Genomic DNA, 23,566 nt, shown 5'->3' with positions numbered 1-23,566 from the left:
ATCTAGGGCGGGTGCACCCCGCCCTATGTCGACTACAGGCTCAGCTTACGGTTGGAAGCCTTGAGGAACTCCTGCTTGAGGTCTTCATAGGTGTGCACTGCAGGGAATTGCGGGAACTCACGAATCACGTTGTCCGGCGCATGAAACAGAATGCCGGCATGGGCTTCGCTGAGCATGGTGGTATCGTTGTACGAATCCCCGGCCGCGATCACGCGGTAGTAAAGGCTCTTGAAAGCGATTACCGACTGGCGCTTGGGATCTTTCTGACGCAACTGATAGCTGACCACGCGATCGTTCTCATCGGTGATCAGGCGGTGGCACAGCAGGGTCGGGAAACCGAGCTGGCGCATCAGCGGCTGGGAGAACTCGTAGAAGGTGTCGGAGAGAATCACCACCTGGAAACGCTCACGCAGCCAGTCGACGAACTCGACGGCGCCATCCAGCGGTTTGAGTGTGGCGATGACGTCCTGAATATCCTTGAGCTTCAAACCATGCTCATCGAGGATGCGCAGGCGCTGCTGCATCAGCACGTCGTAGTCGGGAATATCACGAGTAGTCGCCTTGAGCGACTCGATGCCGGTTTTTTCCGCAAAGGCAATCCAGATTTCCGGGACCAGTACGCCTTCCAGGTCGAGACACGCGATTTCCACAGGGCACTCCTCGGTTGAGCTTGAAAGAAGCGGCACTCTATCGGCTTGCCATAACCGGCGCAACGCAGCGCTTATAACCATAACAAAGGCCAGCCGAGCCCTTAGTTATTTAGCCGCATAACCCGCCTTTGCTACCATCAGTGCCCTCACGCACACTCGACCTGGAGTCCTCAGCATGGAACTCGACCTGGACGCGCTCAACGCCGAATACGGCCAGCAACCTGAAAAGCTGGTGCAATGGGCCATTGGCCTCGGCAAGCCCGCCATCTGCACCACCAACTTTCGCCCTTTCGAAGCGGTGATCCTGCACATGGTCAGCCAGGTCAAGCCGGACATTCCGATCGTCTGGATGGACAGCGGCTACAACACCGAAGCCACCTACCGCTTCGCTGACGAGGTGACGCGCAAGCTCAACCTGAATCTGATCACCTACCTGCCCAAGCGCTCGCGTGCACACCGTGAGGCCATCGATGGACCAGTGCCGGCTCTGGACGATCCTCGCCACGCCGCGTTCACCGAGGAAGTGAAACTCGAACCCTTCGCCCGCGCCCTGCGCGAAACCGCGCCGAGCGTCTGGTTCACCGCGCTACGCGCCACCGACACCGCCGTGCGCGCACAGATGGACCCAATCAGCATCAACCCGGACGGCCTGATCAAGGTCGCGCCACTGCTGCACTGGACGTCCAAGGACCTGTACCAGTATCTGGTCGCCCATGACCTGCCGAACGAGTTCGATTACTTCGACCCAACCAAGGGCGAAGAAAATCGCGAGTGCGGTCTGCACCTGAGTCACTGATGCTCAATCGCCAAAACGAAACATGGCGCCCCAGGGCGCCATGTTTCGTTTTGATTTGCAGGTTCAGTGCACCGGTAGCTCAACGCCAGCAAACAACTCCTCAAGCTCCGTCTTGTTGTGACACTGCACGGCCTTGGCCAACATTTCGCGAGTCAGATGCGGGGCGAAGCGCTCAATGAAGTCGCACATGAAGCCACGCAGGAAGGTGCCGCGGCGAAAACCGATTTTGGTCACGCTAGGCTCGAACAGCTCATCGGCATCGAGCACCACCAAATCTGGATCCAACTTGGCGTCTACCGCCATCTTGGCGACGATGCCGACCCCCAAATTCAGCCGCACATAGGTCTTGATCACATCAGCATCGGCGGCAGTGAACACCACCTTGGGCGTCAGACCACGATGACTGAAGGCTTCATCCAGCTTCGAGCGCCCGGTAAAACCAAACACGTAAGTGACGATAGGATGCTCGGCCAAGGCTTCGAGAGTCAGCTTCGGCAGCTTGGTCAGCGGGTGCCCCTGCGGCACGACGACGCAACGATTCCAGCGATAGCAGGGCATCATGATCAGATCGTTGAACAGTTCCAGACCTTCGGTGGCAATAGCGAAATCGACACTGCCATCGGCAGCCATCTCGGCAATCTGGGTTGGCGTACCCTGATGCATGTGCAAGGCGACATCCGGGTACTGCTTGATGAATGCGCTAATCACTGGCGGCAAGGCATAGCGCGCCTGCGTGTGGGTGGTGGCAATGGACAGCGTGCCCTTCTTCTCGTTAGAAAATTCCTGAGCGATCTGCTTGATGCTCTCAACCTTGCGCAAAATTTCGCCGGCCGTAGTAATGATGCGCTCACCTGCCGGGGTGACGCGTGTTAGATGCTTGCCGCTACGAGCGAAGACCTCCACACCCAACTCATCCTCCAGCAAGCGAATCTGCTTACTGATACCTGGCTGCGAGGTGTATAGGCTCTGCGCGGTGGCCGACACGTTGAGATCGTGATGCGCGACTTCCCAGATGTAGCGCAACTGCTGAAGCTTCATAAATTTCCCTCAAAGCTGGACGGCCAATTCATGCGACCGGCACTTATATAACCATATTATTGGTTTTGATCTTTAATCTAGATCATTTCTTTGTTTTTCTTTCGTGCCATCTACAACTCGCCATGCCCACGGTGTTGCAGCATCGGCACCAGGTATACCGGCACCTCGGATAATTGCAGCAAACGCGCAGCCGTGCGGCCCAATGGCACGGCCAAATCTGCACCATGGCTATGACTGCCTACGACCAGCAAATCAACACCGAGTTTCTGCGTTTCCTCGAGAATCACTGCCGGTGGATCCCCCTGCACCACCCGCACGGCGCGAATCAAATGAAGATCCGCCACCCCATCACCGAGCTCATCGCGAAACCCTTCCAGCACCCGCTGCTCGATACTCGACATCACAGTACCCAGACCATTGCGGCGCAATTCGCTAAGCGTGTTTTCATCCAGATAGGTTTGCAGCACGGATTCGGCAAACAGCCCCATAGGCTCCACCGCATGAATCACATAAAGATCGGCATTGAAGCTGCGAGTCATCGCCAAGGCGTGCTGCAGCACATAGGAGGCATAAAGCCCAAGATCGGTGGCGTAAAGTATCGAGCGGATCATCTGGCCTCCTTAGACTACCTAGGGCCCCTAACTGAGCTTAGCAGTGCGGTAGATAAAGCAAGATAGGCCGCGCTATTTAGGACGAATGGCTATATGCGGCCGTCAAGGTACAGGCTCATTGCTCACCCCGTGCGGTACATGGCCAGTAGCAACAACCTGGCGTGCAGCCTCACAGTGGCCGGTCTGGTCATCGAAAAACACATCCGCCGCGAAAGCTTCAAGCACTGCAGATTTGTTCAAACCGCCTAAAAAGAAGGACTCATCCAGACGGATATTCCACTCACGCAGGGTGCGAATCACCCGCTCGTGGGCAGGTGCGGAACGCGCTGTCACCAGAGCGGTGCGAATCGGGCAGTCCTTCTCTGGAAACTCCTGCTGCAAACGATGCAAAGCTGCAAGAAAAGGCTTGAAAGGCCCGCCAGGCAAGGCCTGGCGCGCGGCATCACGCTCGTGGCTCTGGAAGGCGTGCAAGCCACCGCTTTGGTAAACACGCTCGGAATCATCGGAAAACAGCACCGCGTCGCCATCAAAAGCAATACGCAACTCGTTGCTAGAGGCGCGACGCGAACCACCAGAAAGCAGGGTCGCCGCACCGAAACCAGCCTTGAGCGCACTGCGCACATCATCGGCGTGCGTGGACAGGAACAGGTGACAGCCAAAAGCGGCCAGATAGGGGTCAGGGCTGCGTCCACCAACAAAGGCGGCACGAGAAATCCCCAGGCCGTAGTGCTGAATCGAATTGAAAGCCCGCAGGCCGGTGTCGGCACTATTGCGCGAGACCAAAATCACTTCGACACGCTGCTCGCTTAGGCGAGTATTGAGGCCGAGCAGTTTTTCTACTAGAGGAAAGGCATCGCCCGGCATCAGCACTTCGTCTTCATGCTCGATCTGATAACGCCGATAGGCCTCTACGCCTTCCTGCTCATAAACCTGATGGCTTTCGCTCAAATCGAACAGGGCTCGCGAGGAAATCGCCAATACCAATTTATCGCCCAACCCCTTACTCATGCCTTAAATCTCCTGCCGCTCCTGGATAAACCTCAACACCTGATAAAGAGCACGAACTTTCGGCATATCCTGCCCCACCGCCGTGGCAGCCTCCAACGGCGCCGCATAGATAGCCTGCAATTCAGCCGGGCGATGCTGAGCAAAGTCGTGATACATGCTCGGTAGATAGTCCGGCATACGATCGGTGGCCGCCAGCAGCTTGTCGGCATAGTTCTCCGGCATGCTCAGGCCGAGAGCTTGGGCGGCCTGCACCACTTCCAGCATCAAGTCGCGAATCAACGCACGGCTATCAGGGTTTCTCATCATTGCACGGGTATCAGCATTCAGTAGCACAGAAAGGCCGTTGTAAGGCACATTCCACACCAGCTTTTGCCAGCGTGTCTGCTCAAGATTGGCCATCGTCTGCGAGTCCAGCCCGGCGGCCCTGAACATCTCCGCGCCCTCCTCGACCAACGCCTGAACATCTGCACTAGAGGCTGGGCCACTGTGATAAGCCAGATTGATCGCACCAAGAGCCTGATGCTCAACGACGCCAGGCGCGCTGCGGTGAACACAGATGTAGCAGAGGCCGCCCAGCAGATGCAGACCATCATCCAGCAGAGGCTGCAACGCTGCCTCCACGCCAAGGCCATTTTGCAGCAATACGACGCACGCCCCCGGAGCCGCGATCCGGTTGATCAGCGGAGCCAACTCAGCATTAGCAGTCGTTTTCGCCCCCACCAGCACCCAATCGCAGGCTGGCATGTCCTCGGCTCGGGTATAAGCCTGCACATGCTGAAGATGCATCTCACCATGCACCCGACTATTGAGCCGCAACCCATGCTCAGCGACAGTCATATATTCACTGCGCAATAAGAAGTGCACATCGAAGCCAGCTTGCGCCAGCATTACGCCGTAAAAACCGCCAATGGCACCCGTGCCGATAATGCCAATACGCGCCGGTGTGTTCAGGGACATCAGGGAAGCTCCTCGGCAGTGCCGCGCAACGCGCGATCAATTGCTGTGACCAATTCATGGGGGTTGAGTGGCGCATGCAGGGCGCCATGAAATTGACCTTTATGGACGACAAACAAGGCTGGCAGATGAAAAACCTCATAGCGCGTCACCAGACCGGCGTTTTGAGCGGCATCAATCCAACACACACGATCGACTGGCAGGCGCATGCTAGGCAGGATTTGGCGCGCGCTACGACAACTGGCACAGCCAATGCTTGTAAAGATCAGCAGCGAGGTGCCGTCAAGGTCTAGCAAGCGCCGGTCTGCATCCAGGTCAGTCAGCTCCAACTGTGTAGCTATACTGGAGTCAATGATGTCAATTTGCCGGTAATTGAGGTCGGTGCTCATGCGTAAATTTCTGCGTCATCCCAGCGACATGCCGGTGGAACTGGTACTGCGCAAACAGCCCAACGTACCTCGGCAAAGGCTGCACAATATCAGCCTCGGCGGGGTGGCTTGCAACTCAAGCCGTGGCTTTCGCCGCGGCACCTCAGTAGAAATGCGAATCCCCCTGCTCGGCGAGCACGCACGCTACCCTGGAGTCATCGCCTGGTGTCGGCGCCAGACAGAAGGCTATCTGGTAGGTATCGCCTTCACCGATGAAGACACGCTGTTTCGCGCACGAATGGTCGAGCAGGTATGCCAAATCGAACATTATCGCCACCTGCTCGAAAAGAGCCATGGTACGCCGGTGGCCATTGAACACTGCGCGCGCGAGTGGATAGCCCAGCATGCTGCAGAGTTTCCCCAAATGTCCTGAAGGCCCCGTCTATCGGCTTCATTAGCCCCAAGCCCATTGTCGTGCCGCGCCGTACGCGATAAGGTTCGGCTCCCCCTGCGCAAACTGGCCGTGATTACTCAGGGAAGCGCTGGCGGCCTGCACCCGTGACCCGACGACAACGACCTGATGACTAGCACGATGGCTGACTTACCGATCAACGACCTAAACGTCGCCTCTAATGAAACGCTGATCACTCCCGACCAGCTCAAGCGCGAAATCCCCCTGACGGAGGCAGCACAAAATACTGTCGCGGCTGGCCGCCAGGTGGTACGCGATATCCTCGATGGCACGGATCATCGCCTGTTCGTCGTGGTCGGCCCCTGCTCCATCCACGACATCAAAGCCGCGCATGAATATGCCGAGCGCCTCAAAGTGCTAGCTGCCGAGGTATCCGACACCCTGTTCCTGGTCATGCGCGTGTACTTCGAAAAACCGCGCACTACCGTCGGCTGGAAAGGCCTGATCAACGATCCTTACCTCGACGACTCATTCAAAATCCAGGATGGCCTGCACATCGGTCGCCAACTGCTGCGCGACCTTGCAGAAATGGGCCTGCCCACCGCAACCGAAGCACTGGACCCGATCTCCCCGCAATACCTGCAGGACTTGATTAGCTGGTCAGCCATCGGCGCGCGCACCACCGAATCGCAGACCCACCGCGAAATGGCATCGGGCCTGTCCTCTGCAGTCGGCTTCAAGAATGGCACCGACGGTGGCCTGACCGTCGCCATCAATGCCCTACAATCGGTGTCCAGCCCGCACCGCTTCCTCGGCATCAACCCGCAGGGCGGCGTTTCCATCGTCACCACCAAAGGTAACGCCTACGGCCACGTGGTGCTGCGCGGTGGTAACGGCAAACCCAACTATGACTCGGTCAGCGTCGCAGTCTGCGAGCAAGAACTGACCAAGGCCGGCATCCGCCCAAACATCATGGTCGACTGCAGCCACGCCAACTCCAACAAGGATCCGGCCCTGCAGCCGCTGGTAATGGAAAACGTCGCCAACCAAATCCTCGAAGGTAACAACTCTATCGTCGGGCTGATGGTCGAGAGCCACCTGGGCTGGGGCAGCCAGTCCATTTCGAAAAACCTTTGCGACCTCAAGTACGGCGTATCGATCACCGACGCCTGCATCGACTGGGACACCACCGAGAAAGCGCTGCGCAGCATGCATGCCAAGCTCAAGGACGTGCTGCCGAAACGGCAACGCGCCTGAAGGCATCAGCAACAAAGAAAACGCCGGGCATTGCCCGGCGTTTTCGTCTCTACCACACCCTCAACCAACCTGATGGCGCTGGCGCCGCTCCATATAACGCTCAACGTAGGAGCACGACGCAATCACCGTGTAACCGCGCCCCTCGGCATAACGCAGCGCATGCTCGGTCAAAGCAGCAGCGATGCCGCGACCACGCAGCGAGTTGGGGACGAACGTACGGTAGATATCCAGCGTCTGCTTGCCCAGATCCATATAGGCCAGGTAGGCACGGTCACCGTCAACATTGGTCACGAACTGATGACTGGCCTGGTCGTGGTGGATAGATAACCCTTCGCTCATTTCGATTCCTCTGTACTTCGCTGCATCTCGCCGCAGCGGATCGGTGCAGTGGCAACCGTTCGGTACTGATACCGACGCCTCAAATAAAGCGCAGTCATTTGCCCTGCAAAAGTCTGTAACCAATTCAGCTTATCAGGCAAAAGCACTGACAGCCACGCACAATCAAACACTTAGACCAGCCCGGCGCTCCGCTGGACGCGCTCACTCTAAATCAGGCTGACAACCGCAATGCAGAGCAGGCAGGCGATCACCGGTATCAACACAGTGATCACGAAGATGTCCTTATAAGCCTGCTTGTGCGTCAAGCCCATGATCATCAGCATGGCGATAACCGCGCCACAATGCGGCAATGAATCCAACCCGCCAGCAGCAATATTGGCAATGCGATGCAGTACCTGCGGCTCAATACCCATCTCCAGGTAATGCGGAGCGAGGGTTTGCATGAAGATCTGCAGGCCACCGGATGAGGAACCAACGATGCCCGACACCACACTGACAGAGGCGAATAACGAAAGCAGTGGTGGCATGTCCATAGCCACGATCCATTGTGCGAACTGAGTGAACCCAGGCGTTTGCGCCACCACCCCACCAAAACCGATCACCACAGCCGTATTGAGCAACGGCATGATCGAATCATCGGCGCCCTGCCCCAGTGTATTGAGTGCATTACGGCGCAACGGAGGGAAGAGCACAATTGCCAAGCCCGTTGCAAGCACCAGCGCCAGACTCGGCCAGAGAATCGGCTGGGTCTGACTGAAGGCCAACAGATACCCCAGCACACCCTCACCCACCACCACTAGGTCTGAGAGCCCCAGCACCCGCGGCAACAAGATGATTCCCAGCACAGTGACAATGGGCATCAAAGCCAGCAGCCAATGCGGCCCGGTACCTGGCGTACTCGCCAATTGCTCCATACGAATGTCTTGCGCATTGGCTTGAAACCCCTCGCCACGCTCACGTGCCAAGCGCCATTCGCGCTGCAGATAAGCCATGCCCAAGCCAACCATCAGCAACGACGCGAGCAGACCGATCCAAGCACCGGCAAACAGATCAGTCCCCAGCGCGCTGGCCGCAATGACATTGTGAATCGATGGCGACCCCGGCAACGCCGTCATCGTGAAAGTGCCCGCCCCTAAAGCCAGCGCTGCGCAGAACAGGCGTTTAGGCAGATCCGCTTCGCGCATCAAAGACACACCCAATGGATACATGGTGAAAATCACCACGAACACCACCACACCGCCGTAAGTCAGCACAGCGCAAACCAGCATCGCGACCCACAGAGTTCGCTGCGTACCCACTACGCGGGTGATGGCCTGAGCAATGCTGCTGGCAGCCTGACTGGCGGCCATGACCTTGCCGAAAATAGCGCCGCAAAGGAACAACACGAAGAACTTACCAGCAAAAGTAAACGCGCCGAGCGGCCCGAATGGAAAATGTTCAAGCAGCGCCTTGGGCACTGCGACACCATTGGTCGTGGCCACCAACAACGCGCATACCAGCGCAGCGATAAAAATATTGACCCCACGCAGAGCCATGAAGATCAACAACGCAAGCCCCAGCAGCAAGCCTAAATTCCCAAGCATTCTCTACGTCCCTTTATTGTTTTTAGTTGGATCGCCAGCAACGCCAATTCAGCGCCTACAAATACCCTACTGTAGAGGCTCCTGAGCGAGCCAGCGCTTTCTGTTTGTTTTTTGTACAAAACAGTAGATCAAGCCTGCGACAAAGCAGCGCCACATGAAAAAAATTGCAACTATTGCCCTCGCTCCGTTTACTTACTAAAAGTAATAGGTAGTATGTAGGCCGGCTAATTTCCCGCAGTTGGGAAATTGCTTTTTATGGAAAACTCCACCTCAAGGGGAACACGATGAACAACGTTCTGAAATTCTCTGCTCTGGCTCTGGCCGCTGTTCTGGCTACCGGTTGCAGCAGCATGTCCAAAGAAACCGAAGCACGTCTGACCGCTACCGAAGACGCTGCTGCTCGCGCTCAAGCCCGTGCCGACGAAGCCTACCGCAAAGCTGACGAAGCTCTGGCCGCTGCTCAGAAAGCTCAGCAGACTGCTGACGAAGCTAACGAGCGCGCTCTGCGTATGCTGGAAAAAGCTAGCCGCAAGTAATAGCGACTGGCCACTTCCAAAGCCGATCCGGGCAAACCGGATCGGCTTTTTTATTACCTATCCACAAGTAATACTGAGTTGTTTAAAGCATAAAAAACCCGCCGATGCGAACACGGGCGGGTTATTGGGTAAGTTGGCGTCAGAAAGCTGGTTGATCGCTGCCGGTGCTGGCAACCACGCTGTTGTCAACCTGAGCGATAGGTACCGGCAAACCATCCTCGGAAGCCACGACTTCGCGCACCATGTCCCAGTCCAAACGCAGCCCAGTCAGGTCTTCACGCTTGAGCAGCGAATTGATCACGGCAGTGTGCTTGTCCACAACAGACGGCTTGCCCTGATCATCCAAGGGTGCATGCGCCTCCAGATAGACCTTGCCGCCACTGATGCCGAACTTGTAAGGCTCATTGATGATGCGTACCGGCGTATTCACCGGTGCCATTGCGGCCAACTCCAGCACGTTGTTGTTGAACATGCGGAAGCAGCCGTGACTGACCTGCATGCCAATACCGAATTTCTTGTTCGAACCGTGAATCAGGTAACCCGGAAAGGACAGAGTCATCTTGTAAGGGCCCAGCGGGTTATCCGGCCCCGGCGGCACCACAGTCGGCAGAATCTCGCCATCGGCGGCATGCTCTTCGCGGATCGACTTAGGGGGGTACCAGGCAGGGTTCGGCGTTTTCGCCGTGATACGGCCGGTGCCAAGAGGAGAACCCCAGCCCTCGCGACCAATACCGAGCGGGAAGGTGTACACCACGTTCTTGTCTTTCGGGTAGTAATACAGCCGATATTCGGCCAGGTTGATCACAATGCCTTCGCGTGGGCCCGGCGGCAGAATAAAGCGCGTCGGCAGAACAACGTCCTTGCCCTCGCCCGGCAGCCAAGGATCGACTCCCGGATTGGCCGCAACCATCTCCAGATAGCCCAGATTATTGGCCGAGCCTAAATCGGCGAAGGTGTCCTCGTACTTGGCCTTGACCACCTGAACCTGACCGACGATATCGTCGCCAGGAGCCGGCAAGGGAAATTCGAGTGCCTGCACCGCCGCGCTGGAGCACAACGCCAGAGCAGCGAAACAGCGGCTGACCGCAGAGAATCGCGACAACATCCGGGAATCCTTGATGGGTTGAAATAGAAAAGAAGGTGATTGTACACCGCCGCCAAGCAGCCAGGCAGTCGTCAGGCGTCCACCCAGTTAGAGCAAAGCCCCTGACGCTGAGCATGCAAGGTTGCCAGGCAATCAGGACAGAGGCGTCGATCACGCAGCATCAGGTTATCCAGCGCGCGCCAGCGCGGCTGCGCCGGCAACAAACCGCCACACAGCGTACGGTCGGCATGCCCACCCAAGCGCAACTGTCGGGCGACCAAATGCAGGCGTACCTCACGACAGGCGAACAGATCGAGCTGCTCGTCCGGCTCGATGAGCTGGTAGGCATAAAGGGACCAGACGGGACGCGGCATTGAAGGCTCCTGGGCGGGGCCGCCACATTAGCCGAAAGCCCAGACCCGGAAAAGGGTCAGAGCAATGGCTTTAACACCGACCAGGCATTATCCAGCAGCACCGGCTGCGCCGTGACATTGGGGTGAATACCATCAGCCTGCATCATGCCCGGCACACCACCGACCCCCTCAAGGAAGAACGGCACCAAGGGCGCCTCACTGCTGCGAGCCACATCAGTAAACACCTGCGCGAAAGCCGTGGTGTAGCGCTGACCATAATTGGGCGGCAAACGCATCCCCAAAATGAGCACCTTGGCCCCTGCCTGCTGCGACTTCTCGACCATCGACGCAAGATTCTGTTGCAATTGCATGGGCGGCTGGCCGCGCAAGCCATCGTTGCCACCCAACTCGATAATCACCACCTGCGGGCGATGCGCTGTAAGCAGCGCAGGCAGCCGCGCCAGGCCGCCTGCACTGGTATCGCCACTGATCGAGGCGTTGATCACCTGATGGTCGAAACCCTCGTCCTGCAGACGTTTTTCCAGCAATGCAACCCAGCCCTGGCGGCTATCCAGGCCAAAAGCCGCGCTGATACTATCGCCGACCACAAGCAGGGTGCCTGCCCATGCCCCCTGGGCCCAGAACAGCAGGCTCAAGGCACCACTCAACCACCATGCACGCATTGGAATCTCCATGACTTCGAGCATTCTCGCTGCGCGGAACCTTAGCAAAGTGGTCAGCAGCGCGGAAGGCGAGCTGACCATCCTCCATGACCTCAATCTGAACCTGGACAAGGGCGACAGCCTGGCCATCGTTGGCAGCTCCGGCTCGGGCAAGTCCACCCTGCTCGGCCTACTCGCCGGACTCGACCTGCCAAGTGCAGGCTGCGTCCTGCTGGCTGGCAAGGATCTGAGCCAGCTTGATGAAGACCAGCGTGCGCGCCTGCGCGCCGAGCACGTCGGTTTCGTATTCCAGTCGTTCCAGTTGCTCGACAGCCTCAACGCTCTGGAGAACGTCATGCTGCCCATGGAGCTTGAGGGTCATGCCGATGCCCGTCAGCGCGCCCGTGCGCTGCTCGAACGCGTAGGCCTGGGCCAGCGCCTCTCGCACTACCCGCGCCAGCTCTCCGGTGGCGAACAGCAGCGCGTGGCCATCGCTCGCGCCTTCGCCGCCGACCCGGACGTACTGTTCGCCGACGAGCCCACTGGCAACCTCGACAGCCAGACCGGCGAGCGCATCAGCGACCTGCTGTTCCAGCTCAACCAGGAACGCGGCACGACGCTGGTATTGGTCACTCACGATGAACGCCTGGCCCACCGCTGCCACCGCCTGATTCGCCTGGAAGCCGGTCATCTGATCGACCACGTGGAGCCCTGATGACGCGCATGCCTTTCGCTCGCCTGCTGTCGCTGGCGGCTCGCCAGCTTTCGCGCGACGCCCGCTCGGGCGAACTGCGCGTGCTGTTCTTCGCGCTGCTGGTTGCAGTTGCAGCCAGCAGCGCTATCGGCTATTTCAGCGCCCGCCTGAACGATGCCATGGTGCTGCGCGCCAGCGAGTTTCTCGCTGCCGACCTACGCCTGAGCGGCAGCTCACCTGCCAGTCAGGAGCAGGTCGACGCAGGCACGCGCCTGGGGCTGACACATGCCCGCATGGTCGAATTTTCCAGCGTGGTCGCCGCCGATGACGGCATCCAGCTCGCCAGCATCAAGGCTGTCGATGGCGCCTACCCGCTGCGCGGCGAACTCAAGAGCGCCGCAGCGCCTTACCAGGCCGAAGAAGTCGGCCAGGGGCCTGCGCCCGGTGAGGTCTGGGCCGAAGCCCGTCTGATGGTCGCGCTGGGCCTGAGCGTCGGTGACGACGCTGAGATCGGCGCCAAGCGTCTGCGCCTGGCACGTGTGCTCACCTATGACCCGGACACAGCGGGCGATTTCTATAGCCTGACACCTCGCGTGCTGATGAACCTCGACGACCTGGCCGCCACCGAAGTTGTGCAGCCCGGCAGCCGCGTGCGCTATCGCGAGCTGTGGCGCGGCGAGAATGAAGCCCTGGCTACTTATCGCCAGACTGTGGAACCGAGCCTGCAACCGAACCAGCGCCTGGATGACGCCCGCGACGGCAATCGCCAGGTCGGCGGTGCCCTGGGCCGCGCCGAGCGCTATCTGAATCTGGCCAGCTTGGCTGCCGTGCTTCTGGCAGGTGTCGCCGTGGCACTATCTGCCAGCCGTTTCGCCGCCCGGCGCTTCGATGCCAGCGCTTTGCTGCGCTGCCTGGGGCTGTCGCGACGCGAGGCGCTGAGTCTATTTAGCCTGCAGCTAGCCCTACTCGGTTTACTGGCGTGCGTGCTTGGCGCACTGATCGGCTGGTTCGGTCAATACGTGCTGTTTCATCTGTTACGCGGTTTGGTGCCCGCCGACCTGCCACCGGCAGGTATTGGGCCGGCACTGGCAGGCATGGCCACTGGCCTGGTAGCACTGGCCGGTTTCGCCTTGCCGCCGCTGGCAGCCCTTGGCCGCGTGCCACCGCTGCGTGTGTTGCGTCGCGACCTACTGCCGGTACCGGCCAGTTCATGGCTGATCTATGGCGCGGCGCTGCTGGCTCTAGGCCTGATCATGTGGCGCTTGAGCCTGGATCTGCGCCTGACGCTATCGCTGCTGGGCGGCGGCTTGCTCGCCACCGTGCTACTCGGCGGTCTGCTGCTAGTGGGGCTGCAGAGCCTACGCCGCTTGCTGCAACGCTCTGCCCTGCCCTGGCGCCTAGGTTTAGGTCAATTGCTGCGTCACCCACTGGCAGCGGCCGGACAATCGCTGGCCTTCGGCCTGATTCTGCTGGCCATGGCCTTGATCGCACTGCTGCGTGGCGAACTGCTCGACACCTGGCAGGAGCAGTTGCCGCCTGATGCCCCCAATCACTTCGCCCTCAACGTACTGCCTGCCGAACGCGAGGCCTTCGCGGCGCGCCTGGCCGAACTCTCGCCACATCCCGCGCCGCTTTACCCAGTGGTGCCTGGCCGCCTGGTGGCCATCAACGATGAAGCGGTTGGGCAGATTGTCAGCAAGGACAGCCGTGGCGAGCGCGCCGTGCAACGCGACCTGAGCCTGACCTGGTCGCAGGAACTGCCAGCCGACAACAACATCGTCGAAGGCACCTGGTGGTCGGATCGCCAGGCAGATGCACTGCCAGGCGTTTCGGTCGAGGTGGAGCTCGCGCAAAGCCTGAAGCTCAAGCTCGGCGACCGCCTGCGCTTCAATATCGCCGGTATCGAACACGAGGCTCAGGTCACCAGCCTGCGCGAAGTGCAATGGGACAATTTTCAACCCAACTTTTTCATGATCTTCGAGCCAAATACGCTGCAGGATCTACCCGTCACCTACCTCACCAGCTTCTACCTGCCACCGGGTCACGACGCCGATTTGGTCAGCCTCAGCCGCACCTTCCCCAGCGTCACGCTGCTACAGGTCGATGCGGTACTGGCACAACTGCGCAGCATCCTCGCCCAGGTCACCCTGGCCATCGAATACGTCTTGCTGTTCGTGCTGGCGGCAGGCATGACGGTACTACTGGCCGGTCTGCAATCCACGCTCGATGAGCGCATTCGCCAAGGCGCCCTGCTGCGCGCCCTGGGCGCGCAGCGAAGCCTGCTGACGCGTGCACGCCTGGCGGAGTTCGGCCTGCTCGGCGCTGCCGCCGGCCTGCTGGCGGCAGTGGGCTGCGAGTTGGTGAGTTTTCTGCTGTACCGCTATGCCTTCGATATCACCTGGCAGCCGCACCCCTGGCTGTTGATATTGCCCCTGATCGGTGCCCTGCTGGTCGGTAGTGCTGGCGTACTGGGTACGCGCCGGGCGCTGAATGCCAGCCCACTGAGCGTATTACGCGAAGGTTAATGGCTGGAACGCGAAATGGGGTTTGCTAGACTGGCGCCCCTTTCACACCAAGAGTCGCTATGAGCCGCTATCGCCCGCCTCGCCCCGCCGCAACACCGCTGATTACCCCCGAGGGCGAGGCGCGTCTGCGCGCCGAGCTGCATGAGCTATGGCATGTACGCAGGCCGCAGGTCACGCAATCGGTCAGCGAAGCAGCGGCGCAGGGGGATCGCTCGGAAAACGCCGAATACACCTACGGCAAGAAGATGCTGCGCGAAATCGACAGTCGCGTGCGCTTTCTGACCAAGCGCTTGGAGAAACTCAAGGTCGTCAGCGATAAACCGTCTGATCCGAATAAGGTGTATTTCGGCGCCTGGGTCACCATCGAGGACGAGGAAGGCGAGCAGTCGCGCTATCGTATTGTCGGCCCTGACGAGCTGGATCTAAAGCAGGGTTTAATCAGTATCGACTCGCCGCTGGCCCGCGCCCTGGTGGGCAAGCCGTTGGACGCCGAGGTGCGCGTGCACACCCCAACTGGCGAGAAAACCTGCTACATCGTCGAGATTCAATACGACTGAGGCGCTCTGGCAGCGCCTCAGTACATCGAGTGCACCGTCAACGCCGCGTGATTAAGCCCTGGCGCGCTACACGCACCAAATCACCGATGGTTTCGTTAAGACGTTCGGCTGACGGCGCCTGCAATACGGCCAGATCGAAACTGTCGCGGGGGAAACGCCGCAACGACTCGCCGTTCTGTACGAACTGGATGCGGAAGGCTCGCGGCCCGCTCCAACGCTTGGGCCAACCTTCGAGGTAGCGCAGCAAAGTGGGCTGATGATTACCGCCAAGCAGAATACGCGGATTGCGCAGAGGCAAGCCCGAAGTGATGGGCGCCAGGCGAATAAGCGGTTGGGGACAGGTCATTTTCGAGTCTCCGCCTCGTCGTTACCGCTGGGCAGCGGTGGGAGGCGACACCGAACCAGCGCTTTAGCGGAATTTCAGGTGTCTATGACTCCCTCTGGCGCCCCGCAAGTAGCTGTTTAAATCGGCGCAGGGCGGCATCCTAGACAAGCGCAGCCATAGCGTCAAGGCACTGTTGGCAGTCAAACACGTGCCTGGAACAGGCCTATAGCACGTGTCGAACAGCCATGACAGAACACACGTAGGCACAAACAGAAACACGGCGTTTCGTCACGTAACAGATTCGATCGCCGCACGTTATTGACTTAAACCCGCATGATCGCCGAAAGCCGCATTTCTGACGCCTTTCTCTGCCCACGCGCCGTGATGGCACGTTTCCTGCCAACTACCTGAGTGCCGCGCACGGCACTGCAAGACGCCCCGTCGATTGCCTCAACCACGAGAGCGCCCATGAATAAAAACAAGACCCTGCTCGCCCTCTGTCTCGCTGCTGGCCTACTGGCCAGTGAACCCACCCAGGCAGCAAGCTCCGGCTACACACAAACCCGCTACCCCATCGTTCTTGGCCACGGCATGCTCGGTTTCGACAGGCTCCTCGGCGTCGACTACTGGTACGGCATTCCAGCGGCCTTGCGCCGTGACGGGGCGACCGTCTTCGTCACCGAAGTCAGCCAGCTAGACACTTCCGAAGCACGCGGTGAGCAGTTGTTGGCACAAGTTGAGGAAATCGTCGCCATCAGCGGTAAGCCCAAGGTCAATCTAATCGGCCACAGCCACGGCGGCCCGACCACCCGCTATGTCGCGGCGGTGCGCCCGGATCTGGTGGCCTCGGTGACCAGCGTTGGCGCGCCACACAAAGGCTCGGCAGCAGCAGATTTTCTCAAAGGTATCAGCGACGGCCCAACTGGCCCGGTGGCCACCCCCATCCTGGCAGGCATCACCAACGCGCTGGGCACGCTGATCAACTTCCTCTCGGGCAGCTCCAGCACCACCCCACAAAATGCCCTTGGCACGCTGGAGTCGCTCAACAGCCAGGGCGCGGCCCGCTTCAACGCAAAATTTCCACAAGGCATCCCCACCAGCGCCTGTGGTGAAGGGGCTTATAGCGTCGGCGGTGTGCGCTACTACTCATGGAGCGGCACCAGCCCGTTGACCAATGCGCTCGACCCTAGCGACCTGCTGACCGGCGCCGCTTCGCTGACATTTGGCAATGAAGCCAATGACGGTCTGGTCGGCCGCTGCAGCTCGCACATGGGCCAGGTGATACGCGACAACTACCGGATGAACCACCTCGACGAGGTCAACCAGACCCTGGGCCTGACCAGCCTGTTCGAGACTGATCCGGTCACGGTCTATCGCCAACACGCCAATCGTTTGAAGAACGCTGGCCTGTAACCATCGCCCTGGGCGGGCTCGATCCGCCCAGGGCATGTGCGAGAACAATACGTGAATAGACTGTTATTGCTCATACCCGGTTTTTTCGCCGTCAGCCTGGCGCTGATGCTTTATCTGCAGCCACCAATCGCTATCGAGCACACAGCCGTGCAAACGGATGCGCGCGTTGCCCAGGGCCAACACGCAGTGCAAACGACAGCGGAGCCGGAACCCGAGCGCACGCCAGAAAAACGCAATGGCCAGCCATTGCCAGCCTCGTTCGTGGGCACTGAAATCGATGGCGGTCTGCACGTCGACGCGACGGGCCAGTTACTAATCGATGAAGGCATCCGCCGCCTGTTCGACTACTTCCTGGCCAGCATTGGTGAGGACAGCCTGCGAGCCAGCGTCAAACGCCTGCGCAGCTATATCGATGGCCAGTTGCACGAGCCTGCCCGCGCCCACGCCCAGCGCCTGCTCGACCAATACCTGGACTACAAACGCGAGCTGGTGCTGCTGGAGCGCGATCTGCCGCAACTGAGCAGCCTCGACGCCCTGCGCCAACGCGAGGCCGCCGTGCAGGCACTGCGGGCGCGCCTGTTCGACAGCCAAACGCACCAAGCCTTCTTTGCTCAGGAAGAAGGCTACAACCGCTTCACTCTGCAACGCCTCGCCATCGCGCAGAATGCCCAGCTAAGCGATGTGGCCAAGGGCCAAGCCATCGACCGCCTACGCGCCAACCTCCCCCCTGACTTGCAGGACGTCGTACTGCCGCAACTGCAGCAGGAGCTACGCCAGCACACCCTGCAATTACAAGCCAACGGCGCCAGTGCGACGCAGATCCGCCAGATGCGCCAGCAACTGGTCGGCGCCGAAGCCACCATGCGCCTCGAAGCACTGGATGACCAACGCCAGCGCTGGCAACAACGTCTGGATGACTACCTGGCGGCCAAGGCGCTCATCCAGAACAATCGCGGGCTCAGCGCCAACGACCGCCAGGCTGCCCTCGACGCTCTGGCCTCGCAACGCTTCGATGCCCACGAGCGCTTGCGTCTGGAGGCAGCCGAACAACTGGCCGCCTCACGCAAGAAAGGCTGAAGCTGGCGGCCTGCAATATTTGGTAGAGCATTCAGCGCGACCTGCACTGGTCGCCTTCTCAAGCAATCGGCACCATCGGGCCTTCTCTCGCCCAGGCACCGACCATGCGCCCGACTCGCCTTCGCCTCTACCTGCCCGCGCTCTGCCTCCCACTGCACGCTGTTGCCGAAGACAACCGCTTTACGCTCGACCCATTAGTGGTCACCGGCAGCCGCTATGAGAGCAGCGGCTGGCAACTGCCCTTTTCCGTCAACCGCATCAATGCCGAGCAAGCAACACTCGGCAAACCCGGCGTCAACCTCTCCGAAGCGCTCGGCAGCGTGCCAGGCCTGGTGGTCCAGAACCGGCAGAACTACGCCCAGGATCTGCAGGTGTCTTCGCGCGGCTTCGGTGCCCGCGCAGCCTTCGGTATTCGCGGTATCAAACTGCTGGCCGATGGCGTGCCGCTGTCCAACCCCGACGGCCAGGGCCAGGTGGCGACCTTCGACCTCGACACCCTGGAGCGTATTGAAGTCCTGCGCGGGCCGTTCGCCAGCGTTTACGGCAGCAACTCCGGCGGCGTGATCCAACTGTTCTCGCGTGATGGCGAAGGCCCACCCAAGTTCTCGCTCGATACCTCGCAAGCAGCCTACGGCACCAGCAGAACGCGCGTCGCAGCCGAAGGTGGCAACGACAAGGCCGGTTTCATCGTCAATCGCTCTCACTTCGAGACCGACGGCTACCGCGCGCACAGCGGCGCCATCCTCGATAAGACCTTCGCCAAGCTGACCCTGCACCCGGACGACTTCAGCAAACTCAGCCTGAGTTTCAGCGAACTGGATCAGAACGACACCCAAGACCCGCAGGGGCTGACCTGGACTCAGGTGCAAGCCGACCGCCGAGCCGCCGCGCCCAACGCGCTGCTGTTCAACACACGCAAGACCGTCGATCACCGCCAGTTCGCCCTCCACTTTGAGCGCAGCTTCGCCACCGGCACCTGGCAGAGCACGCTCTACAGCGGCACAAGGCGAGTGATTCAGTTCCTCTCGATTCCGCCTGCGGCGCAAGGCAACCCATCCAGCGCCGGCGGGGTCATCAATTTCGAGCGCAGCTTTCACGGCCTCGGCAATCGCTGGATCCAGCCCTTCGAACTGGGTAGCAGCTTGCTGACGCTGACCGTCGGCGTGGATTACGACTACGCCAGCGATGACCGCCAGGGCTATGAAAACTTTGTCAGCAGCAACCTCGGCGTCACAGGTAACCTGCGCCGTGACGAGCGCAACGCAGTCACCAGCCTATCGCCCTACCTCCAGGCTGCCTGGCAGTCGGGCAAACTCGGCCTGCAGGCGGGCCTGCGCCACAGCGAAGTAGCCTTCGACGTGGACGACCATTTTCTCGGCAATGGCGACGACAGCGGCTCGGTCACTTACCGCGAGCTCACCCCAACGCTGGGCGTCAGCTACGCCCTAAGCGCGGCGCTGAGCCTCTACGCCAGTTGGGGCAAGGGTCTGGAGACGCCAACACTGAACGAGCTGTCCTACTCGGGCCCAGGCAATAGCTTCGGTTTCGACCTCAAGCCTGCGACCAGCGAGCAAATCGAAGTGGGGCTCAAGGCCCGCCTGGCCGAAACCACTAGCCTGCAACTGGCACTGTTCCAGATCGACACCGACGACGAATTGGTGGTCGAGTCCGCCAGCGGTGGCCGTTCGCGCTTTCAGAATGCCGCCCAGACCCGCCGCCGCGGCCTCGAACTAGCCCTGCAAAGCAACCTGAGCGATACGCTGCGCGCCCACCTCGCCTACACCCATATCGATGCTGCCTACAGCCAGGCCTTCACCAGTAATGGTCGGCAAATCGAACAGGGCAACAAGCTGCCGGGGATTCCCAGCCGCAGCCTATATGGCGAACTGGCCTGGCAGCCACTGGAGTGGTTCAGCACTGCGCTGGAGGGCATGTACCGCAGCAAGCTGTACGTCGAAGACAGCAATAGCGCCAAGGCCGCCCCTAGCTATGCGCTATTCAACTGGCAGGCGCGCTTCGAGCAGCAAGTCGGGGCGCTGACCTTCAACCAGGTACTGCGCCTCGACAACCTGCTGGATCGCGAGTACATCGGCTCGGTCATTGTCGGTAACGACAATGGAGCCCCTGGCCCCGGCGGCCGCTACTACGAGCCCGGCCCGGAGCGCGCCTGGTACGTCGGCGCGGGCGTGCAGTATCAGTTCGACTGAAGCTGGCCAGCCCGCAGCCCCCGATTTGCGCCCTGCTCCAGGCTGCGCCGCTCAGTACAACTCGATAGCCAGTGCGCTGGCCTCACCGCCGCCGATGCAGACAGAGGCCACCCCGCGCTTGAGGCCCCGCTGCTGCAAAGCCGCAAGCAGAGTGACCACAATGCGTGCGCCCGAAGCCCCGATGGGATGGCCAAGGGCGCAGGCGCCGCCGTTTACGTTCAGTTGCTCATGCGCGATCGCCAGCTCACGCATCGCCACCATCGGCACCACCGCGAACGCCTCGTTGATCTCGAACAGATCGACCGACTCCAACGGCCATTGAATCCGCGCCAGCAAACGCCGAATCGCCGTCACCGGCGCGGTGGTAAATAGATTCGGCGCATGAGCATGCCCTGCGTGGCCGACAATCCGCGCCTGTGGCACCAACCCCCGTTGCTGAGCCTGCGACAGGCGCATCATCAGCAGCGCGGCGGCGCCGTCGGAGATGGAGCTGGCATTGGCCGCAGTCACCGTGCCGCCATCACGAAACGCCGGTTTCAGCGTGGCAATCTTCTCCGGGCGAGCTTTGGGCGGCTGCTCGTCGGTGCTGACCAGATGCCGCTCGCGCCCTTGCACGGCCTCGACGGCGACAATCTCGCTGGCGAAGCTGCCGTCGGCAATCGCTTGCTGAGCACGGCGCAGCGACTCCAACGCATAGGCGTCCTGCTGCTCACGGCTGAAACGGTAATGCTGCGCGCAGTCCTCGGCGAAGGTTCCCATCAGCCGACCACGCTCATAAGCATCCTCCAGGCCATCGAGGAACATATGATCGAGCACCTGACCGTGGCCCATGCGGTAACCGCCGCGAGCACGCGCCAGCAGGTACGGCGCATTGGACATGCTCTCCATGCCACCGGCCACCAGCACATCGGCGCTACCGGCAAGCAATTGGTCATGACCAAGCATCAACGCTTGCATGCCAGAACCGCACATTTTGTTCAGCGTGGTGCACTGCACGGCCTGACTCAAACCCGCCGCCAGCGCCGCCTGACGTGCCGGCGCCTGGCCCTGCCCTGCCTGCAATACGCAACCCATCAGCAGCGTATCGACGGTTTCACCAGCAAGCCCGGCGCGCTCCAGCGCCGCTCGAATCGCAGTGGCGCCCAACGCGACGGCTGTAAGCCCGGACAGATCGCCCAGAAAGCCGCCCATCGGCGTACGGGCAGCACTGACAATGACGACAGGATCATGTTGCAGATTCATCGGCCTCACCCTCACTCATCTGGCCCTGCGCGCCCGGCCTTAGCCTTTCGCCAGGGCGAGCTGCTCGACGCTGATCTCACGTATCCGAAACTTCTGCACCTTGCCGGTCACCGTCATCGGGAAGGCATCGACGAACATGAAGTGTTTCGGCACCTTAAAGTGCGCAATCCGTCCCTGACAAAACGCCCGCAGTTGCGCGTCATCGAGTACCTGCTGCGGATGGCACTTGACCCAGGCGACAACCGCCTCGCCGTAATGCTCATCCGGTATGCCGACCACCTGCACGTCAGCGACCGCCGGATGCTCGAAGAGAAACTCTTCGATCTCGCGCGGGTATACGTTCTCGCCACCGCGAATGATCATGTCCTTGTTGCGCCCAACAATGCTCAGGTAACCCGCCTCATCCATTACAGCCAAGTCACCGGTGTGCATCCAGCGCCCGGCGTCGATTGCCTGCGCGGTGGCCTCGGGATTGTTCCAGTAACCCAGCATCACGCTGTAACCGCGCGTGCACAATTCGCCGATCTGGCCGCGTGCGACGATGCGCCCGTGCTCATCGACAACCTTGCTCTCCAAGTGTGGCTGAGTGCGACCGACGCTGCTGACCCGCCGCTGCAAATCGTCATCTGCTGCAGTCTGCGTGGACACCGGGCTGGTCTCGGTCATGCCATAGGCGATCTGCACCTCGGCCATGTGCATCTCGTTGATCACACGCTTCATCACCTCGACCGGGCAGGTCGACCCGGCCATGATCCCGGTGCGCAGGCTGGACAGATCGAACTCACTGCGCCGGGGATGATCGAGCATGGCGATGAACATGGTCGGCACACCGTACAGTGCCGTGGCCCGCTCCTCGGCCACCGCTTGCAAGGTGGCGAGGGGATCGAACGCATCGCCAGGATAGATCATGGTACTGCCGTGGGTCAGACAGCCCAGATTGCCCATCACCATGCCGAAGCAGTGATACAACGGCACCGGAATCACCAGGCGATCATCCTCACTCAGACCCAGGCTTTCGCAGACCATGAAGCCATTGTTGAGAATGTTGTAGTGGCTGAGCGTCGCCCCCTTGGGAAAGCCTGTCGTGCCCGAGGTGTACTGAATGTTGATCGGCTCATCGAACTGCAACAGCGCGCTGCACGCCTGTACACGCTGCGCACTGACCTGCTCGGCTTTAGCGAGCAACTCAGACCAACCAAGCATGCCGACCGGCGGCGTACGCCCCAGGCTGATCACCCCGCGCAACTCAGGCAATACACGGGACTGCAACGCCCCGACAGCGCACGCAGGCAGCTCCGGCAACAACTCACCGAGCATGGCGTGATAGTCGCTGGTCTTGAACGTATCGGCGCAGATCAGCCAGCGACAACCCGAATGCTTGAGGGCGTATTCCAACTCGCTGAGGCGGTAAGCGGGGTTGATGTTGACCAGAATGACGCCAACCTTGGCGCTGGCGAACTGGGTAATGCACCACTCGGCGCAGTTCGGTGCCCAGATGCCCAGGCGCTCTCCCGGTTGCATGCCAATGGCGAGCAGCGCGCGGGCGCAGACCTCGACCTGCTCAGCCAATTGCGCCCAGGTCAAACGAACTTGCTGATGGCGCACCACTAGCGCTTCACGCTCGGCAAAACGCGCCACGCTCTGGTCGAATGCCGCACCTATGGTCATCGCCAGCAAGGCGTTGTCCTGCGGGCCACGGCTATAACTCAGTGAAGTCATGGTTCCCTCTCTTTTTATGCTTGTCAGGGGACAGCCAGAGCGCAATTAAGCATACCGTTTACGGAAACGGAACAACCAATGGTCACCTAATGACCAGCCAGGTCACGGCAACAACAAAACGCTTTCGAGGTTCACGCACACCGACGAGCAATGGCG

24 protein-coding genes are annotated in these 23,566 nt (G+C 60.4%); 10 read left to right on the top strand and 14 right to left on the bottom strand.

Annotation, left to right across the window (positions count from 1 at the left end):
- Positions 1–32: 32 nt before the first annotated feature.
- On the bottom strand, positions 33–650 hold the full coding sequence (gene thrH, locus AERO9A_RS15885; protein ID WP_024308402.1) for a bifunctional phosphoserine phosphatase/homoserine phosphotransferase ThrH: 618 nt from the start codon (positions 648–650) through the stop codon (positions 33–35).
- Positions 651–825: 175 nt separating this feature from the next.
- Between thrH and AERO9A_RS15880 the strand changes: the two genes are divergently transcribed.
- Positions 826–1,446 (top strand): phosphoadenosine phosphosulfate reductase family protein, encoded by a 621-nt coding sequence (locus AERO9A_RS15880; RefSeq protein WP_159972909.1) that lies wholly within the window; start codon positions 826–828, stop codon positions 1,444–1,446.
- Positions 1,447–1,509: 63 nt separating this feature from the next.
- Here AERO9A_RS15880 and cysB read toward each other — a convergent pair whose 3' ends face one another.
- The 5 genes from cysB to AERO9A_RS15855 form a co-directional block, all read right to left on the bottom strand.
- Complete coding sequence (cysB, locus tag AERO9A_RS15875; RefSeq protein ID WP_159972908.1) at positions 1,510–2,484, bottom strand: HTH-type transcriptional regulator CysB; 975 nt, start codon at positions 2,482–2,484, stop codon at positions 1,510–1,512.
- A 110-nt stretch (positions 2,485–2,594) separates the two neighbouring features.
- On the bottom strand, positions 2,595–3,095 hold the full coding sequence (locus AERO9A_RS15870) for a universal stress protein (protein ID WP_159972907.1): 501 nt from the start codon (positions 3,093–3,095) through the stop codon (positions 2,595–2,597).
- Between the two features lie 102 nt (positions 3,096–3,197).
- A complete protein-coding gene (locus tag AERO9A_RS15865; protein ID WP_159972906.1) occupies positions 3,198–4,103 on the bottom strand; it encodes a 5'-nucleotidase in 906 nt (301 codons plus the stop codon).
- Between the two features lie 3 nt (positions 4,104–4,106).
- On the bottom strand, positions 4,107–5,060 hold the full coding sequence (locus AERO9A_RS15860) for a putative 2-dehydropantoate 2-reductase (RefSeq protein ID WP_159972905.1): 954 nt from the start codon (positions 5,058–5,060) through the stop codon (positions 4,107–4,109).
- Positions 5,060–5,446, bottom strand: coding sequence for a thioredoxin (locus AERO9A_RS15855; RefSeq protein ID WP_159972904.1), 387 nt, complete (start codon positions 5,444–5,446; stop codon positions 5,060–5,062). Before AERO9A_RS15855 ends, AERO9A_RS15860 begins: the two co-directional genes overlap by 1 nt.
- On the opposite strand from AERO9A_RS15855, the gene AERO9A_RS15850 reads away from it, so the two are divergent.
- Positions 5,445–5,858 carry a PilZ domain-containing protein gene (locus AERO9A_RS15850; protein WP_159972903.1) on the top strand — a complete coding sequence of 138 codons (414 nt, stop codon included), beginning with the start codon at positions 5,445–5,447 and terminating at the stop codon, positions 5,856–5,858. The genes AERO9A_RS15855 and AERO9A_RS15850 overlap by 2 nt on opposite strands.
- A 159-nt stretch (positions 5,859–6,017) precedes the next feature.
- The gene (locus tag AERO9A_RS15845) at positions 6,018–7,094 is read left to right on the top strand and encodes a 3-deoxy-7-phosphoheptulonate synthase (RefSeq protein ID WP_159974071.1); all 1,077 of its coding nucleotides are present in this window, start codon (positions 6,018–6,020) and stop codon (positions 7,092–7,094) included.
- Positions 7,095–7,154: 60 nt separating this feature from the next.
- Here the strand turns inward: AERO9A_RS15845 and AERO9A_RS15840 are convergent, their stop codons facing one another.
- Both AERO9A_RS15840 and AERO9A_RS15835 read right to left on the bottom strand, forming a co-directional pair.
- Positions 7,155–7,433, bottom strand: coding sequence for a GNAT family N-acetyltransferase (locus AERO9A_RS15840; RefSeq protein WP_159972902.1), 279 nt, complete (start codon positions 7,431–7,433; stop codon positions 7,155–7,157).
- A gap of 206 nt (positions 7,434–7,639) precedes the next feature.
- A complete protein-coding gene (locus AERO9A_RS15835) occupies positions 7,640–9,016 on the bottom strand; it encodes a GntP family permease (RefSeq protein WP_159972901.1) in 1,377 nt (458 codons plus the stop codon).
- A gap of 284 nt (positions 9,017–9,300) precedes the next feature.
- Between AERO9A_RS15835 and oprI the strand changes: the two genes are divergently transcribed.
- Positions 9,301–9,552 (top strand): outer membrane lipoprotei OprI, encoded by a 252-nt coding sequence (gene oprI / locus AERO9A_RS15830; protein ID WP_003239826.1) that lies wholly within the window; start codon positions 9,301–9,303, stop codon positions 9,550–9,552.
- Between the two features lie 139 nt (positions 9,553–9,691).
- On the opposite strand, the gene AERO9A_RS15825 is transcribed toward oprI, so the two are convergent.
- The 3 genes from AERO9A_RS15825 to AERO9A_RS15815 form a co-directional block, all read right to left on the bottom strand.
- The gene (locus AERO9A_RS15825; protein ID WP_159972900.1) at positions 9,692–10,657 is read right to left on the bottom strand and encodes a L,D-transpeptidase family protein; all 966 of its coding nucleotides are present in this window, start codon (positions 10,655–10,657) and stop codon (positions 9,692–9,694) included.
- 71 nt (positions 10,658–10,728) lie between these two features.
- Entirely contained in the window at positions 10,729–11,010 is a 282-nt protein-coding gene (locus tag AERO9A_RS15820; RefSeq protein WP_159972899.1) for a hypothetical protein, read from the bottom strand.
- 56 nt (positions 11,011–11,066) lie between these two features.
- Positions 11,067–11,672: an arylesterase gene (locus AERO9A_RS15815; RefSeq protein WP_159972898.1), complete on the bottom strand. Its 606-nt coding sequence runs from the start codon at positions 11,670–11,672 to the stop codon at positions 11,067–11,069.
- 10 nt (positions 11,673–11,682) lie between these two features.
- On the opposite strand from AERO9A_RS15815, the gene AERO9A_RS15810 reads away from it, so the two are divergent.
- The 3 genes from AERO9A_RS15810 to greB are packed head-to-tail and all read left to right on the top strand — an operon-like array spanning position 11,683 to position 15,427.
- A complete protein-coding gene (locus tag AERO9A_RS15810) occupies positions 11,683–12,366 on the top strand; it encodes an ABC transporter ATP-binding protein (protein WP_159972897.1) in 684 nt (227 codons plus the stop codon).
- Positions 12,366–14,870 (top strand): ABC transporter permease, encoded by a 2,505-nt coding sequence (locus AERO9A_RS15805; RefSeq protein ID WP_159972896.1) that lies wholly within the window; start codon positions 12,366–12,368, stop codon positions 14,868–14,870. The genes AERO9A_RS15810 and AERO9A_RS15805 overlap by 1 nt, the downstream gene beginning before the upstream one ends.
- 59 nt (positions 14,871–14,929) lie before the next feature.
- Complete coding sequence (greB, locus tag AERO9A_RS15800) at positions 14,930–15,427, top strand: transcription elongation factor GreB (protein ID WP_159972895.1); 498 nt, start codon at positions 14,930–14,932, stop codon at positions 15,425–15,427.
- Positions 15,428–15,464: 37 nt separating this feature from the next.
- Here greB and AERO9A_RS15795 read toward each other — a convergent pair whose 3' ends face one another.
- Positions 15,465–15,773, bottom strand: a complete 309-nt coding sequence (locus AERO9A_RS15795; RefSeq protein WP_159972894.1) for a class I SAM-dependent methyltransferase — start codon at positions 15,771–15,773, stop codon at positions 15,465–15,467.
- 447 nt (positions 15,774–16,220) lie between these two features.
- Here AERO9A_RS15795 and AERO9A_RS15790 point away from each other — a divergent pair, with 447 nt between their 5' ends.
- The 3 genes from AERO9A_RS15790 to AERO9A_RS15780 all read left to right on the top strand — a co-directional run bounded on the left by AERO9A_RS15790 (position 16,221) and on the right by AERO9A_RS15780 (position 20,449).
- Positions 16,221–17,165, top strand: a complete 945-nt coding sequence (locus AERO9A_RS15790; RefSeq protein WP_159972893.1) for a triacylglycerol lipase — start codon at positions 16,221–16,223, stop codon at positions 17,163–17,165.
- A gap of 51 nt (positions 17,166–17,216) precedes the next feature.
- Positions 17,217–18,242, top strand: a complete 1,026-nt coding sequence (locus tag AERO9A_RS15785; RefSeq protein WP_159972892.1) for a lipase secretion chaperone — start codon at positions 17,217–17,219, stop codon at positions 18,240–18,242.
- Positions 18,243–18,346: 104 nt separating this feature from the next.
- A complete protein-coding gene (locus AERO9A_RS15780) occupies positions 18,347–20,449 on the top strand; it encodes a TonB-dependent receptor (RefSeq protein ID WP_159972891.1) in 2,103 nt (700 codons plus the stop codon).
- A gap of 51 nt (positions 20,450–20,500) precedes the next feature.
- Here the strand turns inward: AERO9A_RS15780 and AERO9A_RS15775 are convergent, their stop codons facing one another.
- Both AERO9A_RS15775 and AERO9A_RS15770 read right to left on the bottom strand, forming a co-directional pair.
- The gene (locus tag AERO9A_RS15775) at positions 20,501–21,691 is read right to left on the bottom strand and encodes an acetyl-CoA C-acyltransferase (protein ID WP_159972890.1); all 1,191 of its coding nucleotides are present in this window, start codon (positions 21,689–21,691) and stop codon (positions 20,501–20,503) included.
- 39 nt (positions 21,692–21,730) lie between these two features.
- Positions 21,731–23,410 (bottom strand): AMP-binding protein, encoded by a 1,680-nt coding sequence (locus AERO9A_RS15770; protein WP_159972889.1) that lies wholly within the window; start codon positions 23,408–23,410, stop codon positions 21,731–21,733.
- Between the last annotated feature and the right edge of the window lie 156 nt (positions 23,411–23,566).

Origin of the sequence: Pseudomonas sp. 8Z (genome assembly GCF_902506535.1) — a bacterium.
Taxonomy (GTDB): domain Bacteria; phylum Pseudomonadota; class Gammaproteobacteria; order Pseudomonadales; family Pseudomonadaceae; genus Aquipseudomonas.
The sequence above is the reverse complement of the archived record's forward strand: the minus strand, read 5'-3'. Positions and strand labels throughout refer to the sequence as shown.